The organism is Corallococcus sp. AS-1-12, from assembly GCF_020036995.1.
Taxonomy (GTDB): domain Bacteria; phylum Myxococcota; class Myxococcia; order Myxococcales; family Myxococcaceae; genus Corallococcus.
On record NZ_JAIQDD010000004.1, the window covers coordinates 449,809 to 465,282 of the forward strand.

At 68.9% G+C, this 15,474-nt stretch carries 9 protein-coding genes; 1 reads left to right on the top strand and 8 read right to left on the bottom strand.

The genetic code is table 11. The features are described 5' to 3' along the window. Positions 1-62 precede the first annotated feature (62 nt). The 8 genes from K8556_RS09135 to K8556_RS09170 all read right to left on the bottom strand — a co-directional run bounded on the left by K8556_RS09135 (position 63) and on the right by K8556_RS09170 (position 11,586). Positions 63-1,118, bottom strand: a complete 1,056-nt coding sequence (locus tag K8556_RS09135) for a glucodextranase DOMON-like domain-containing protein (protein WP_223739638.1) — start codon at positions 1,116-1,118, stop codon at positions 63-65. A gap of 146 nt (positions 1,119-1,264) precedes the next feature. Then, on the bottom strand, positions 1,265-3,463 hold the full coding sequence (locus K8556_RS09140; RefSeq protein WP_223739639.1) for a hypothetical protein: 2,199 nt from the start codon (positions 3,461-3,463) through the stop codon (positions 1,265-1,267). A gap of 143 nt (positions 3,464-3,606) precedes the next feature. Then, a complete protein-coding gene (locus K8556_RS09145; RefSeq protein ID WP_223739640.1) occupies positions 3,607-4,578 on the bottom strand; it encodes a glucodextranase DOMON-like domain-containing protein in 972 nt (323 codons plus the stop codon). A 57-nt stretch (positions 4,579-4,635) separates the two neighbouring features. Further along, the gene (locus tag K8556_RS09150) at positions 4,636-5,523 is read right to left on the bottom strand and encodes a sugar ABC transporter permease (RefSeq protein ID WP_223739641.1); all 888 of its coding nucleotides are present in this window, start codon (positions 5,521-5,523) and stop codon (positions 4,636-4,638) included. 5 nt (positions 5,524-5,528) lie between these two features. Continuing rightward, entirely contained in the window at positions 5,529-7,577 is a 2,049-nt protein-coding gene (locus K8556_RS09155) for a carbohydrate ABC transporter permease (RefSeq protein WP_223739642.1), read from the bottom strand. A 13-nt stretch (positions 7,578-7,590) separates the two neighbouring features. Beyond that, positions 7,591-8,814: an extracellular solute-binding protein gene (locus tag K8556_RS09160; protein WP_223739643.1), complete on the bottom strand. Its 1,224-nt coding sequence runs from the start codon at positions 8,812-8,814 to the stop codon at positions 7,591-7,593. 20 nt (positions 8,815-8,834) lie between these two features. Continuing rightward, positions 8,835-9,929 carry an ABC transporter ATP-binding protein gene (locus K8556_RS09165; RefSeq protein ID WP_223739644.1) on the bottom strand — a complete coding sequence of 365 codons (1,095 nt, stop codon included), beginning with the start codon at positions 9,927-9,929 and terminating at the stop codon, positions 8,835-8,837. Positions 9,930-10,011: 82 nt separating this feature from the next. Further along, positions 10,012-11,586: an alpha-amylase family glycosyl hydrolase gene (locus tag K8556_RS09170; protein ID WP_223739645.1), complete on the bottom strand. Its 1,575-nt coding sequence runs from the start codon at positions 11,584-11,586 to the stop codon at positions 10,012-10,014. Positions 11,587-12,001: 415 nt separating this feature from the next. Between K8556_RS09170 and pulA the strand changes: the two genes are divergently transcribed. Next, positions 12,002-15,427, top strand: coding sequence for a pullulanase-type alpha-1,6-glucosidase (pulA, locus tag K8556_RS09175; protein ID WP_223739646.1), 3,426 nt, complete (start codon positions 12,002-12,004; stop codon positions 15,425-15,427). Positions 15,428-15,474 lie beyond the last annotated feature (47 nt).

Genomic DNA, 15,474 nt, shown 5'->3' on the forward strand with positions numbered 1-15,474 from the left:
ATCCTCGGCCTCGCGGACTCACCGCAACCAGGACCTCCCGCGCACAGCGAGGGAACCGGCCGTCACGGGGCAGGCGACGACGGACCCACGCTCCCCGCGTCCAGCGCCTCCACGGGCACACCAGCGTCCTCCACCGGGCCTGCCTCCGGAGCCGCCACGGCCTTCCCCGACGGAACCACCGCGCTCCACGCCGGCTTCGAGGGCCCCAGCACCGCCTCCTGCGTCGTCCCCGGCGCCACCAGCAGGTCCACCACCGGCGACTGTGACGGATCTCCCTTCCGCCCACCGCCGAAGCGGTCGGCGGACGGCGGCTCCCCGGGCACGATGCCCATCGCCATCAACCGCGGGTTCGCGTTCGTGTCCCCGCCGAACATCCCCCCCAGCGCCACGCGACGGTCGAGGGTCGCGCCCGTCACCGCCACGCCGTAGCCCCAGTCCGCGCTCGCATGCCCACCCAGGAAGCGGTCCGGCACCTGGAACACCACCGTGCGCCCGCTCACCTGGATGACCGTGGGGAAGAACACCCGCGCTTCCAGCTCCTGCTCCGTGGCCGCGTTGAGCTCCGCCTCCACCTTGCCGCCAATCCCTCCGGCCTTCTTCTCGTAGGCCTCCAGCGCCGCCTGCCGCCAGGCCTTGCGCAGCGCCTCGCGCGCCTCATAGGGACGCGGCGTCAGCACCACCGCCTTCTCCCACCCCGAGTCCGCCGCCAGCGTGAGCCCGCGCCCCGGCAGCGTGTCCGTGCGTCCGGAGCCGGGCACCCGGTCCTGGTCCACGTACAGGTCCACGTTGAACGTGTAGAAGCCGTGCCGGGCCCGCTCCGCGACCGTCGCGCCCTCCAGGTCCACCGCCTGCGCGCGCGAGGGCTTCGCGATGGGATGCGCGAACGTCACCTCGAACCGCGTCGCCGCGCCCTCCGCGAACGCCGCCACCGACACCACGTCCAGGTCCCCGCGCCCCAGGTCCGCCCGGCGCGGATACACCAGCTCGCCGTCGCCGTGGTCATCCCCCACCGGATCCGTCAGCCGGAACAGCAGCGCGTCCTCGCGCGTCTTGCCGCCGGAACACGCGGCCAGGGAGGAAGCGAGCAGGAGCGCGGACACGCGGGAACGCACGGACATGGAAGGGCACCTCATGCACGAAGGGACGGCCCGTCCAGGTGTACCGCGCGGTGCCCCAAACGCAAGGAGCCCGGAGTGCCTTCACAGGCGCCCCGGGCTCCCACTGCGTCAACCGTGTGCCCCGCCCGAAGCGGAGCGCGCGGTGACTAGAACTGCGCCTTCATGAACGCCTTGACGCGCATCTGCTCGAAGTTGCGCTCCTCCAGGCTGTTCCAACCCTTGTTTCGGTTGATGAAACCGCGCGAACCCACCGCCACGCCGTGGTCGGCCGCGATGGTGTCGTCCGCGTACTGCACCACGAAGCCGTCGCCGAAGTCCGGACGGAACGAGCCGAACGCGTACTGGCCCTCCAGACCGAACTCCACGCCGGACAGGATGTAGCGCGCCTTCACCAGCACCTGGTTCTTGTTGTGCTTGCCGGACGCCATCTCGTGGTTGTTGTACGCCTGGAACGCCGTGTTGCCGTCCAGCAGGTCCGCGAAGAACTTGGAGTAGCTGGCGGACACGTACAGGTCGTCCGTGAACTGGTAGCCCGCGCCGGCCGTGAACGTCGTGTAGTCCAGCAGGCGGTCGTCGTCCGCGATGTTGTCGAACGGCTTGAACTCGTAGCCCGTGTCACCCTGGCTGTTCGTGATGACGTCCGGGTTGCGGTAGAGGTCGGCGGTGCTGTTGCCGGGGCTGTACTCGTTGCGGAGCGAGTTGTCGCACGCCACGCCACCGCCCACGCACGAGCCGGACGCGTACGGCAGGAAGCGCGGGTCGTTCATGCGCTTGTCCGTCTCATGGATGTACTTGAACTTGCCGAACACATCGATGCCCTTCAGCACGTCCACCACGTACTTGGCGCGCAGCGCGACCAGGTGCGTCTTCTTGTCCTGGAAGGGCTGGTAGGCCGTGCGGAAGTTGTGGCCCACGCCGGAGTCCAGCTCCGTGCCGGGGAACTGGCTGTCACCCAGCGCCTGGTCGGCGTTGCCGTACGCCTGCCAGTTGGTGTTGTAGGTGATGAAGGAATACTCACCGCCCACCTCCAGCGCGCCGTTCGTGTAGACCGGGTTCGCCGTCACGCCCTTCCAGCCAATGGCCGTCTCCGCCATGGGCTCGTCGAAGTCCGTGAAGTCGTTGTCCACGTTGAGCGTGGCGACCTGCTGGGCCTCGCTCGTCCAGCCGCCATAGCCGATGCGGGTGGGGTTGCCCTTGTAGACGCCGTAGGCCGCGTTGGACGGGCCGGGGAACGCGAAGCTGCCGTCGTGGCCCTCCGTGAGGAGCACGTCCGCCTCGCGGCGGCTGGCCATGACCGCCATGTACTCCGCGCCAATGCTGAACAACTGCAGGTTCAGCGACAGGCCCACGTCCAGCGGGTCGTTGATGGACGCGTTCAGCATGTACGTCTGGTCCGTGTGGTGGCCGGCCAGCACCGGGCTGTAGCCGCCCACGCCGAAGCTCTTGGGCGACAGCACCGGGTCCGCGTTGGAGTACGACGTGTAAGCCGCGCCGCGCACGTCCAGCCACGAGCCCACGTGCAGGCCCGCCTTCAGACCGCCCACGCCGTTGCGGTAGCGCGGCGTCAGGTCGCGGCCGTCATCCAGGTTGGTGTCTTCCGGGTTGATCTCCTGGTCGTTGGCGTACTGGAAGATGCCGCCCACGTCGAAGAGCTCGTTCGGGGTGACCTTCGCCTGGAAGCCGTACGCCGCGTCACGCGCGTGGAAGGCGCCGGTGCTGAAGTTCGGGCCCGCCCACAAGCGCGGCAGCGAGATGCGCGCCGCGTCCCACGTGAGCTTCCGGTCGAAGTTGGAGCCCTGCAGCATGATGGCCGCCGCGTTGTCGCGGTCGATGTAACGGACGCGGCCGATGACGAACGGGTCGAACTGGCCCAGGTCCGTCGCGCCGATGAGCGCCGAGTCGATGAGGTAGCCCGGGCGCAGCGTCACGGACATGCCGCGCAGCTTGATGTACTGGTTGGAGCGCGGGTCGAACTCGCCGCAGTCGCCCGCGGTGCAGTTGGTGGCCGTGTTGCTGCCGCCGAAGCCGCCGAAGTTCGTCCAGAAGTTCTGGTTGAAGCGGCTGTGGATGCGGCCGTTGACCTCCACCTGCGGGGAGATCTTCGCGTTCAGGAGCAGCTCCAGCTCCGTGCCGATGCCGTTGTCGCCGTAGCCTTCACCGGGCACCGTGGTGAAGTTGTACAGCGCGCCCTGGTCACGCTGCGTGCCCCAGAGGTACTTCGTATAGGTCGTGCCACCAATGGTGAGCTTGGGGCCGCTGTCCTGCGCCATGGCCGCCCCGGGAATGAGGCCGACCGCAACGGTGAGCGCACACGCTCCCCGCACCACGTTCTTGCGATTCTTCATGATGTCCGGAAAACCCTTCTCAGAAAGCTTTTGAACCAGAGGGGGGTCATCCCCTCTCCCGGGCCGCCGCGGGGTCTCCACGGCAGCCCTCCCCGTGTTGCATCAAACCTTGAAACGGACTGTTTTGAACAGTCCGCCGCCGACTACTTCGTCGGCGTGGCCGTCGTCGGCGCCGGAGCGACCGTCGTTCCAGCCGGAGCGGCCGGCGTGGGCGCCGGAGCCGGGGCCGGGGCCGGGGCCGCCGGAGCCGCCTCGGGAGCCGGGGCCGGAGCCGCCGCCGCGCTGCCCTGCGCCGCCGGGCGCTTCGGGCCGGAGACCATCTTCAGCGTGGCCTTCTTCGTGGCGGAGCCGTCACCCGCGCACTCGTACGCGAGCATCTCGTACTGGGCCTTGATTTCAGAGCTGTCGCCCTTGCCCTGGCCCGCGAGCACGTCAATCACGTGCGGATCGCAGTTGAAGTCGGAGCCGCCGCCGAAGCGGTGCTGGCCCTCGTACTCGTTGACGCGGCGGGTGAGCAGGTCGTTGTCCGCGGGGAAGCCCTCGTTGGACTGCATCACGACCTGGTAGCCCCAGGTGGAGGGGTCACCGGCGCCCAGGTCGGAGTTCATGACCGTGGCGGTGATCTTGTTGCCGGAGGCGCGCACCTTGGTGGGCACCACGACGGCGCCCTTCATCGCGCCGGCCTTGTTGTTGGCCTCCGCGCGCACGCGCGACGAGCCCTGCGGCGAGATGATGATGACCTTGTCCCACGCGTCTTCCGGCGCGAAGGAGACGTTCAGGCCCGGGGGGCTGTCCGTGAAGCCGCTGCCGGCCTTGTGGTCCGTGTCGATGAAGATGAAGACCTCCTGCACGGAGAAGCCGTCCGCCATCTTCCAGGGGTTCTCCAGCGACGCCTTGAGCTGGATCTCCACGTCCGTCTTGTTGCCGCCCTGGTCCAGCTTGAAGCCGGTCAGGTCGAACGAGCCCGGCTTGTACACGGGGTCCGTCGGGTAGGTGTACTTGCCCGGGCCCTTGTCGTCGCCGGTGGGGTCCTTGAAGGACACCTTCTCGGCGAGGGCCGGCGCCGCGGACAGGGAAGCGGCCAGGGTGAGGACTGCGATGCGGGGGTTGATCATGGGGGTGCTTGCTCCTTGCAACGACAGACGGAAGGACTGCGAAGAAAGACCGCGGGACTAACCCTTCACGCCACCGGCGGTGAGCCCGGAGACGAGGTACTTCTGCAGGAAGAGGAAGAGGAACACGACGGGCACGGACACGATGATGGAGCCGGCCGCGAAGTAGCCCCACTGCTGGCTGAAGCCGCCCACGAAGAAGCGCAGGCCCACCGGCGCCGTGTACATGGCTTCCTGGTCCATGAACGTCGCCGCGAGGATGAACTCGTTCCACGCCGTCATGAAGCTGAACAGCGCCGTCACCGCCACCGCGGGCTTGGCCAGCGGCAGGATGATGCTCCAGAAGATGCGCCCCGGGGACGCGCCGTCCATCAGCGCCGCCTCCTCCAGGTCCTTGGGGATGGTGTCGAAGTAGCCCTTGAGCATCCACACGCTGAACGGGATGGACGTGGTGGCGTACACGATGATGAGCCCCAGCCGGCTGCTGCCCAGCCCCAGCCACTGCACCAGGATGATGTAGAGCGGAATCAGCATCAGCGTGCCCGGGAACATCTGGGACACCAGGAACGCCATCATGCCCGCGCGCTGGCCGGGGAACTTGAAGCGGCTGAAGGCATACGCCGCCGTGCACGCCATGAAGACGCCCAGCACCGTGGTGCCAATGGCCACGATGGCGCTGTTGAGCATCCACTTCGCGAACGGCTGGTCCGCCAGCACCGACGCGAAGTTGGAGACGCTGAAGGTCTCCGGCCACGGCGTCACCGCGCGCAGCCGGTCCCAGAAGGTGGGGTTCTCCGGCAGCGTGGCGATGGCCAGGCTCTGCTTGCCGGAGAAGGCCAGGCTCACCACCCAGAGGATGGGGTAGATGGTGAAGAGGGTGAAGGCCACCAGCACCGCGTGCAGCGGCAGGTGGGGGATGCCCTCGCGACGTTCAGAGAAGAGCGCCATGGGATTTACGCGGCCTCCGTGGCGCGGCTCACGCGGTTCTGCACCATGCTGTAGAGCAGCAGGATGCCGAAGATGACGGTGGAGTACGCCGCCGCGTAGCCGTGGCGGTAGCGCTCGAAGGCGAACTTGTACGCCTGGGTGACCAGGATTTCGGTGGAGCCGCCCGGGTCGCCGCCCGTCACCAGGAAGATGATGTTGAACATGTTGAAGGTCCACACCACCGACAGGATGACCGCCGGCACCAGCGCGGGCTTCAGCGCGGGCAGCGTGATGGCGGTGAACTGCTGCCACCGGTTGGCGCCGTCCACGCGCGCCGCTTCATAGAGTTCACCCGGGATGGACTGGAGCGCGCCCAGCGACACCACCATCATGAACGGGAAGGACAGCCAGCCGTTGGTGGCCAGCGCCGTGAAGAACGACGTGAGCGGCGAGTCGAACCACGCCAGCCCGTCCCCACCGAACATCCGGATGACGTGGTTCACCACGCCGAACTGCTGGTGGAACATGCCCTTCCAGATGAGCGCGGTGATGTAGTTGGGCATGGCCCACGGAAGAATCAGCAGCACGCGGTACACCGGCCGCATCTTCAAGTTCGGCACGTTGAGCGCCAGCGCGAGCAGCAGGCCCACCGTCACGCCGATGGTCACGTTCGTGACCGTCCACACGATGGTGAAGAGCAGCGTGTAATAGAAGTTCAGGTAGTTGAAGACCAGCGAGCCGTCCGCCGCCGTCTTCGCGAAGCTGAAGTCACCCAGGATGTCCACGTAGTTGCGGAAGCCCACCCACAACTCGGACAGCGGCTGGCTGCTGTTGTAGAGGTTGGCGTCCGTGAACGACAGCGTGATGCCGTAGGCGAACGGGAAGAACACCAGCACCACCATGCCCACCATGGCGGGCAGGATGTATGCGTAGGCCTGCCGGTGCTCCACCGCCGTGGCCACCGCGCGGTGCAGCGCGCCCAGGCCGATGAACAGCAGCACCGCCAGCCCCACCACGCCCAGCGCGCCCAGCGCCTTGCTCGCGTTGCCGCGCACCTGCGCGCCCGCCGCCGCGAGCTTCGCTTCATCCGGCGCGCCGGACTCCGTCAGCTTGCCCAGCGGGCGGCGCATGGCGTCCGCGTCCCACGCGCCGGGCTTGAGCGCGGGCTCCGCGTTGAGGTTGTTGGCGGCGATGAGCGCCCGGGCCTTCTCGCCGCGCGTGCGCAGCTCCGCGCTGACCGCGTCCTCCGTCTGCCGCAGCTCCGCGTCCAGCGCGCGCAGCGAATAGACGGTGTAGCCACCCAGGCCCGCCAGGAACAGCGCCGCCGCCACCGCCACGCGCACGCCCTGGCGCGACAGCGCGAACACCGCCGCCGCGCACGCCGCCAGCGGCAGCAGGAACGCCAGCAGCACCGGCGTCCAGGAGGGCGCCTGGCCCTTCACCACCACCGGGGTGAGGGACTCCACGGAGCCCACCACCTGCCCGTCCACCTCCACGGGCGCGGACAACAGGCGGCTTGCGCCGTTGTCGAGCAGCTCCGACTCCACCTCCGCCTTGCGCGCGCCGCCCTCCTCGCGGTTCGTCTCCACGGCAGCGCGCAGGCGCTGGCCGCGGTCGTACAGCGGCTTCTCGTCGCGCGACAGCCGGCGCGGCGCCGCCTTGTCCCCGGTGTCATCCGGGAAGGTGGACGCCTCCAGCCGGATGCCGCTGAAGGCGATGACGCGCACGGAGCTGCCCGGCATGCCCGGCCAGCCCGCCACCACGGCCTTCACGGCGTCGCCCGTGCCGCCCGCGCGCTGCACCAGGTCCGTCAGCCCCAGCAGGGCCACGGTGGCCGTGCGCTGCTCGCGCTCGGCCGCGCGCTCCTGGTTGGCGCGCTGGAGCAGGCCGTGCGCCAGGAACAGGGACACGCCCAGCGCCAGGGCGAGCCCCACCAGCACGCGCCCCCGGTAGCCGCCCGCGCGGCCAGCGGCTCCCGGCGTCGAGGGATCCGGCGCTGAACCGTTCGGAGAGACACGGGCCGGCGTGGGGGCGCCGGCCGCGGAAGGAGGCTGCTGGGGGGCGTTCTGGCTCACTTCAGCTCCTCACTTACTTCTTGCGCAGGCCGGCGACGTCCTTCGCCACGCTCTTCTGGGCCGCGTCCAGGGCCGCCTTGGGGGTGGCGGTGTTCTTGAACACGGTGTTCATCGCGCTGGTGGCCGGGGTCCAGACCATGGACATCTCCGGCAGGTTGGGCATGGGCACCGCCACGTCCACCTGGTCCTTCATCGCCTTGAGCAGCGGATCCGCGGCCACCTTCGCGTCCTGGTACACCGCCTGGTTCGCGGGGCTCTGGCGGCCCTCCAGGGCCAGCGTCTTGCCGGGGCCCGCGTCGGTGAGGAACTTCGCGAAGTCGTACGCCGCTTCCTTGTTCTTCGACGGGGCGGCCACGTACACGCCCTCCACCGTCATCCAGGGCTTCATCGGCGTGCCCTTGTTCTCATCCAGCGTGGGCAGCCGCGCCAGGCCGTAGTCCACGTTCTTCGCCACCTCGCCCAGGAACCACGGGCCGGAGAACACCATCGCGGCCTTGCCCTCGTTGAAGAGCGAGGTGATGAGCGCGCTGGAGGGCTCCGCGGGGAGGATGCCGTCCTTGTTCTTCCACTTGAGGACCTGCTCCACCGACTTCACGTTGGCGGGCGAGTTCAGCGTGGGGGCGTTCTTCGCGTCGAACACGCCGCCGCCGAAGCCGTTCATCACCGACGCGTGGTAGTAGAAGTCGTTGTACGCGTACGCCAGGCCGAAGCGGCCCGCCTTCGCGTCCGTGAGCTTCTTGGCCATCGTCACCATCTCGCCGGACGTCTTGGGCGGCGTGGGGACCAGCTTCTTGTTGTAGATGAGCGTGATGACCTTGTAGTTCAGCGGCAGGCCGTACGCCGTCCCGCGGTAGGTCATCGCCTCCATCGTCGTGGGGATGAAGCGCTTCTTCGTCGCGTCATCCAGGAAGAAGTCGATGGGCTCCACCGTGTTGCCCGCTTCAATCCAACCGCCCAGGCGGTCCTGCGCGAAGATGAAGAGGTCCGGGCCCTTGCCGCGCGGCACGGTGGCCGAAATCTTGTCCGCGTAGGCGTCGTAGGGCACCGCCAGCGTGGTGACCTTGACCTTGCCCTCGTTGGCCTTGTTGTACTCGGCGACCACCTTCTCCAGCGCGGCCTTCTCCTCCGCGCGGTAGGCGTGCCAGAGCACCAGCTCCGTGGCGGCGAAGGACGGGACGGGCAACAGGCCGACTGCGCACAGACAGAGGGCCGCGAGCAGCGTTCGCAGGTGCGTCATTGGGAAAATCCTCCGGGATATCAAACGGAAAGCCGAAGCTCGGATTCAGCGTCGAAGAGGTGCAGGGACTCCAGCTCCACCGTCACGGGGAGCGCGGCGCCGGGCTCCGGGGTGGCCTGGGGCGGCAGGCGGAAGACCAGCGGGTTGTCTCCCAGGCGGGCGTGCACGATGAGCTCGTTGCCCAGCGGCTCCACCAGCTCCACGCGCGCCTCCGCGGGGGCGGACTCGCCGCGCGCGACGCTGCCCGCGGGCAGGACGTTGTCCGGGCGCAGGCCCACCTTCACCTTGCGCCCGCCCTTCCCCGCCGTGGCCGCGCGCAGCTTCTGCGGCACCGGCAGCTTGAAGCCGTCACCGGTGAGCGACGCGCCGTCCGCGTCCAGCGTGGCGGTGAGCATGTTGATGGGCGGCGTGCCAATGAACTGCGCCACGAACACGTTGACCGGCTTCTCGTAGACCTCCAGCGGGGTGCCGAGCTGCTGGAGCTTGCCGTCCTTCATCACCGCGATGCGGTGGCCCATGGTCATCGCTTCGATCTGGTCGTGCGTGACGTAGACGGACGTGACCTGGAGCCGGTGCTGCAGCTTCTTGATCTCCGAGCGCATCTGCACGCGCAGCTTCGCGTCCAGGTTGGAGAGCGGCTCGTCGAAGAGGAACACCGCCGGCTTGCGCACGATGGCGCGGCCCAGGGCCACGCGCTGACGCTGGCCGCCGGAGAGCGCCTTGGGCTTGCGGTCCAGCAGGTGCGTGATGCCCAAAATCTCCGCCGCCTCGTCCACCAGCTTGTCCATCTCCGGCTTGGGCGTCTTGCGGATCTTGAGGCCGAACTCCAGGTTCTGCCGCACGGACATGTGCGGATAGAGCGCGTAGTTCTGGAACACCATGGAGACGTCCCGGTCCTTCGGGGGCAGCGCGTTCACCGCGCGCTCACCGATGGAGATGGTGCCTCCGGAAATCTCCTCCAGGCCGGCGATCATCCGGAGCGCCGTGGACTTGCCGCAACCGGACGGCCCCACGAGCACCATGAACTCATGGTCGCGGATATCGAGGTTGAGCCCCTCGATGACCGACACGTCTCCGTACCGCTTCGCCACGTCCTTGAACGACACGCCGGCCATCAGGCCCTCCAGCAAGAGCCCCGCTCGCGCCGGTGACAACAGCACGTCCGGGTCAGGTTCTGCGCATGCACCGCCGGGTGCCTCACGGCACGCGTCCGAGGATGCGCGCGGACAGCGGCGCAAGCGCCAGGTCCAGCGTGGCGCCAGCCTTCGTCCGCCCTCCGTTCAGCAGGTCCTCCACCTCGCCGACGCCCGTCCACGCTTCCGGCCACGGCACGGACACCGTGCCCTTCGCCTTGCCGCGGTTCACCGCCACCACCACCGTGTCGCCAGACGCTTCGTCGCGCCGCTGGAAGACATACACATCACCTTCGGTGGAGAGCGGCGCGTGCGTGCCCCGCGACAGGGCCGGGTGCGCGCGGCGGATGGCGATGAGGCGCTTGTAATACTCGCGCAATGCCTCGTCGCGTTTCTTCCCCGCGCCAGGCTTCACCGCCTGCTTGCCCCACGGCATGTCGCTGCGGTTCTGCGGCCAGTCACCGCCCGCGCGGCCCACCTCCTCGCCGTAATAGATGACGGGGATGCCGCTCGTGGTGAGCTGCAGCGTGGCGGCCAGGCGGAAGAGGGGCACGTTGCCCTGCAACTGATGCAGCGCCCCGTCCACGTCGTGCGATGAGAGGAAATGCGACAGGTGGTGGCCCGGCGTCACCTTCGCGCGCGACTGGAGATAGCGGTCGAACGCCACCGCGCGGCCACGGCCCTGGACGAAGCCCAGCGCGTTGCCCTGGAAGGCGAAGTCGAACCCGGCGTCCATCTCGTCCGGGGTGAAGTACGGCTCCAGCACCTGCACGTCGCCGCCCCACACCTCGCCCAGGAGGAAGAAGTCCGGGGAGATTTCAGCGCGCGTGCGGCGGCGGTGCTCCTTCCAGAAGTCGTGGGACACGTGCTTCACGGTGTCCAGCCGGAAGCCGTCCACGCCGGAGCGCTTCGCCCAGTCGATCTGCGCGTCCAGCAGGTACTTCGCCACGTCCGGGCGCTCGGTCTTGAAGTCCGGCAGGCCCGCCACGCACGTCGTCAGGTCATCCGAACCGCAGGAGCCCTTGTCCTCCGAGCGCAGCCAGTCCGGGTGGTCCTTCAGGTAGCGCGAGTTGTAGCCCGGGTGGTTGTAGACGACGTCCAGCAGCACGCGGATGCCGCGCGCGTGCGCCGCGTCCACCAGCGCCTTGAAGTCCTCTTCCGTGCCGAAGCGCGGATCCAACGCGTGGAAGTCGTCCGCCCAGTAGCCGTGGTAACCCCAGTCCGGGAAGCCGGAGCCGGTGACGAAGCCCGGGATCTGCTTCAAGAGCGGGGTCACCCACAGCGCCGTCACGCCCAGCGAGGACAGCTCGTCCAGCTTCGCGGTGAGCCCCTTCAGGTCGCCGCCGTGGAAGGTGCCCGGCGCCTTCACGTCCCCCTTCTCGTTGTTGGAGGGGTCGCCGTCCGCGAAGCGATCCACCACCACGAAGTACAGGACCTCATCCGCCCAGGGCCGCGCGGGCTCCTTCTTCGCCGGAGCCGGAGCAGGCTGCGCGGGCGCGGCCTCCTTCACGGGTTCGGGGGCCGGCGCCGGCGCCGCCTGCGTGGCGGGCTGTGTCGCGGCGGGCTGTGTCGCGGGCTGCGTCGGGGTGGGGGCCGTGGCGCACCCCGCCAGACACAGGGCGACAAGGCCCCGGAGCATCGGGCGCCACCGACCGCGGTGGGAGACAGCGTTCGGTTGTGGGCAGGGGAGGCTGGAGGACATCTGGGCGCGGCACTGTATCCAACAGTCTTGAAAGGGGTGAAGGGCCGTCGGAACAATCGGCTGATGGCGCAACGCGCCATGTGCCCAATGTCTTCCTCTGCACACCCGTGTGACGCATGGCGTGAGCGGACTCAACGGAGCGCGTGGTTCCTGCCGCACCGCGTCTTGGTTGGCCGCCCTTCCCCATCCGACGTGCTGGGGTGGATGCGCCGGTCCCGACGCGATCATCCAGCGGGTCAGGCAAACCGCGAAAATGCCCCAGGGGTTTCCGTGACAGGACCGGCTGCTACCGTGCCCGGGATTCCATCCCCCCTGGAGGTTTCCCCTGAGAGTTCCATTCGCGGTTCCCCGCATGACGCGAGCGCTCGCGTTCAGCGGGCTGTTGGCCACGCTCGTGCCACTGTCATCGCTGGCGGCGCCCACGTCCGTGACTGTCATTGGCGACCTGCAGACGGCCGCCGGCTGCGCGGCCAACAACGACCCCACCTGCGCGCAGACGGCGCTGACGTACGACGCGGACGACGACAAGTGGCAGGGCACGTTCAACGTCCCGGCGGGCACCTGGCACTTCAAGGTCGCGCTGGACGGCTCGCTGTCGCAGACGTACGGCGGCCCGGGCGGCGCGGACGTGGTGCTGAACCAGACGACGGCGGGCGCGGTGAAGTTCTACTTCGACGCGACCTCGCTGTACGTGACGAGCAGCCGCTCCGGCGTCATCGCCACGGTGGCGGGCTCGTTCCAGAGCGAGCTGGGCTGTCCCGGTGACTGGCAGCCGGAGTGCCTGCGCTCGATGATGCAGTACCCGGACGACAAGGGCGTCTACACCTTCACCACGAAGGCGCTGCCCGCGGGCAACTACGAGTGCAAGGTCGCGCTCGACGAGAACTGGTCCACCGCCTACCCGGGCAGCAACGCGTCGTTCACGGTGGAGACGGACAACCAGGAGATGATCATCACCTTCGACTCCGGCACGTCCAAGAAGGTGACCATCCGGGCCGCGGGGGCTCCGGCGGGCAACCTGCTGCTGGCCCGGGCGCACTGGATTTCGCGCGACACCGTGGTGTGGAGTCCGGAGGTCTCGGCGCCCGCTGGCACGGTGTACAAGCTGCACACGTCGCCCACGGGCGGCCTGACGCTGGGCGGCACCGGCGTGCAGGGCGGCACCTCCGTGACGCTGACGGTGGACGCCGCGGGCCTCACCGCCGCGCAGGCCGCGCGCTTCCCGCACCTGGTGGGCCGCACGGTGCTGAAGCTGGCCGCGGCGGACGTGGCCAACGCGGCCACGTGGCTCAAGGGCCAGGTGGCCGTGTCCGCGACGAACGCGGAGGGCGTGATGCTGGACGCCACCAGCGCGCAGCTCGCGGGCGCGCTGGACGACCTGGACGCGTATGACGGGCCGCTGGGCGCCACGTTCGAGAACGGCATCCCCACGCTGCGCCTGTGGGCCCCCACGGCGAAGAGCGTGAACCTGCTCCTGTTCGCGGACGGCAGCCCCACGTCCACCTTCACCCGCGTGCCCATGACGGCCGGCGACAAGGGCGTCTGGAGCGCCACGGGCGACGCGTCGTGGAAGGACCGCTTCTTCCTCTACGAGGTGGAGGTCTACGCCCGCAAGGAGGGCAAGGTCGTCACCAACCGCGTCACCGACCCCTACTCCGTGGCCCTCTCCACCAACAGCGAGCTGAGCCAGCTCGTGGACCTGACGGACCCGGCGCTCGCGCCGCAGGGCTGGAGCACGCTGGCGAAGCCCGCGCTGGAGGCCCCGGAGGACATCGTCCTCTACGAGCTGCACGCGCGAGACTTCAGCATCAACGACCTGACGGTGCCGGAGAACGAGCGCGGCACGTTCAAGGCCTTCACGCGCGAATCAGACGGCATGAAGCACCTGACCCGGCTGGCGAAGGCGGGCCTCACGCACGTGCACCTGCTGCCGGTGTTCGACATCGCGACCATCAACGAGGACCGCGCGGCGCAGCAGCACCCCCAGGGCGACCTGGTGTCGCTGCCGCCGGACTCCGACCAGCAGCAGGCGGCGGTGAAGGCCGTGGCGGACCTGGACGGCTTCAACTGGGGCTATGACCCGTTCCACTACACGGTGCCGGAGGGCAGCTACTCCACCAACGCGCAGGGCACGACGCGCACGGTGGAGTTCCGGGAGATGGTGCAGTCGCTCAACCAGCACGGCCTGCGCGTGGTGATGGACGTGGTCTACAACCACACCAACTCCGCCGGGCAGGACGCCAAGAGCGTGCTGGACCGCATCGTCCCCGGCTACTACCACCGCCTCAGCGACGACGGGAACGTGGAGATGAGCACCTGCTGCCAGAACACCGCGTCGGAGAACGCGATGATGGAGAAGCTGCTCATCGACTCCGTGGTGACGTGGGCCAAGGCGTACAAGGTGGACGGCTTCCGCTTCGACCTGATGGGCCACCACATGAAGTCCAACATGGTGAAGCTGCGCGCCACGCTGGACGCGCTCACCCTGGAGAAGGACGGCGTGGACGGCAAGGCCATCTACGTCTACGGCGAGGGCTGGGACTTCGGCGAGGTGGCCGGCAACGCGCGCGGCACCAACGCCACGCAGGCCAACATGGCGGGCACGGGCATCGGCTCGTTCAACGACCGCCTGCGCGACGGCGCTCGCGGCGGTGGCCCCTTCAGCGGCCTGCAGGAGCAGGGCTTCATCACGGGCCTGCTCTCCGACCCCAACAGCACGAACCAGGGCACGCCGGCGGAGCAGAAGGACAAGCTCCTGCGCTACAGCGATTGGATCCGCGTGGGCCTCGCCGGCAACCTGAAGGACTACTCGCTGGTGGACCGCACCGGCGCGACCGTCACGGGTGAAGGGGTGGACTACAACGGGGCCAAGGCCGGCTACACGCTGGACCCGCAGGAGGTCATCACCTACGTCTCCGCGCACGACAACGAGACCCTGTTCGACGCGGTGCAGTTGAAGGCCCGCCGCGACCTGCCCATGGCGGAGCGCGTGCGCATGCACAACCTGGGCATCTCGCTGGTGGCGCTGGGACAGGGCATCCCCTTCTTCCACGCGGGTGACGAGCTCTTGCGCTCCAAGTCGCTGGACCGCAACAGCTACAACTCAGGTGACTGGTTCAACAAGGTGGACTGGACCTACCAGTCCAACAACTGGGGCGTGGGCCTGCCCCCCGCCGCGGACAACCAGGGCAACTGGGGGCTCTTCGGGCCGCTGCTGGCGGACGCGGCGCTCAAGCCCGCGTCGGCGGACATCCTCCGGGCGCGCGACCACTTCGAGGAGATGCTGACCATCCGCAAGAGCTCGCGGCTGTTCCGCCTGCGCACCGGTGACGAGGTGAAGCAATTGGTTCGCTTCGAGAACACCGGTCCGGACCAGATCCCGGGCCTCATCGTGATGGCCATGCAGGACCACGGCACCAACACGGAGGGCAAGCGCGCCATCGTGCTGTTCAACGGCACGGACGACGCGCAGACCTTCAAGGCGGACGGGTACAAGTCCCTGAAGCTCAAGCTGCACCCGGTGTTGCAGGCCTCCACGGACCCGGTGGTGCGCACGTCCGCGTACGACGCGGCCACGGGCGGCTTCACGGTGCCCGCGCGCAGCACCGCCGTGTTCGTCACCGACGACGCGACGGACCCGGATCCGGATCCGGATCCGCAGGACCCGGACGAGTCCGACGGCTGCGGCTGCCAGAGCACGGTGCCCGGTCCGCTGGGCGCCGTCAGCCTGCTGATGCTCTGCGGCCTGGCGCTGAAGCTGCGCCGCCGCCGCGCGTAAGGGCTCAGGGCTCCGTCTGGAAATGAAGCGGGCCCCGGAGGCGAAGC

Coding starts and splice junctions, on each gene's coding strand:
- K8556_RS09135 (WP_223739638.1), bottom strand. CDS start 1,118: ATGTCCGTGCGTTCCCGCGTGTCCGCGCTCCTGCTCGCTTCCTCCCTG.
- K8556_RS09150 (WP_223739641.1), bottom strand. CDS start 5,523: ATGGCGCTCTTCTCTGAACGTCGCGAGGGCATCCCCCACCTGCCGCTG.
- K8556_RS09145 (WP_223739640.1), bottom strand. CDS start 4,578: ATGATCAACCCCCGCATCGCAGTCCTCACCCTGGCCGCTTCCCTGTCC.
- K8556_RS09160 (WP_223739643.1), bottom strand. CDS start 8,814: ATGACGCACCTGCGAACGCTGCTCGCGGCCCTCTGTCTGTGCGCAGTC.
- K8556_RS09165 (WP_223739644.1), bottom strand. CDS start 9,929: ATGGCCGGCGTGTCGTTCAAGGACGTGGCGAAGCGGTACGGAGACGTG.
- pulA (WP_223739646.1), top strand. CDS start 12,002: ATGACGCGAGCGCTCGCGTTCAGCGGGCTGTTGGCCACGCTCGTGCCA.
- K8556_RS09140 (WP_223739639.1), bottom strand. CDS start 3,463: ATGAAGAATCGCAAGAACGTGGTGCGGGGAGCGTGTGCGCTCACCGTT.
- K8556_RS09170 (WP_223739645.1), bottom strand. CDS start 11,586: ATGCTCCGGGGCCTTGTCGCCCTGTGTCTGGCGGGGTGCGCCACGGCC.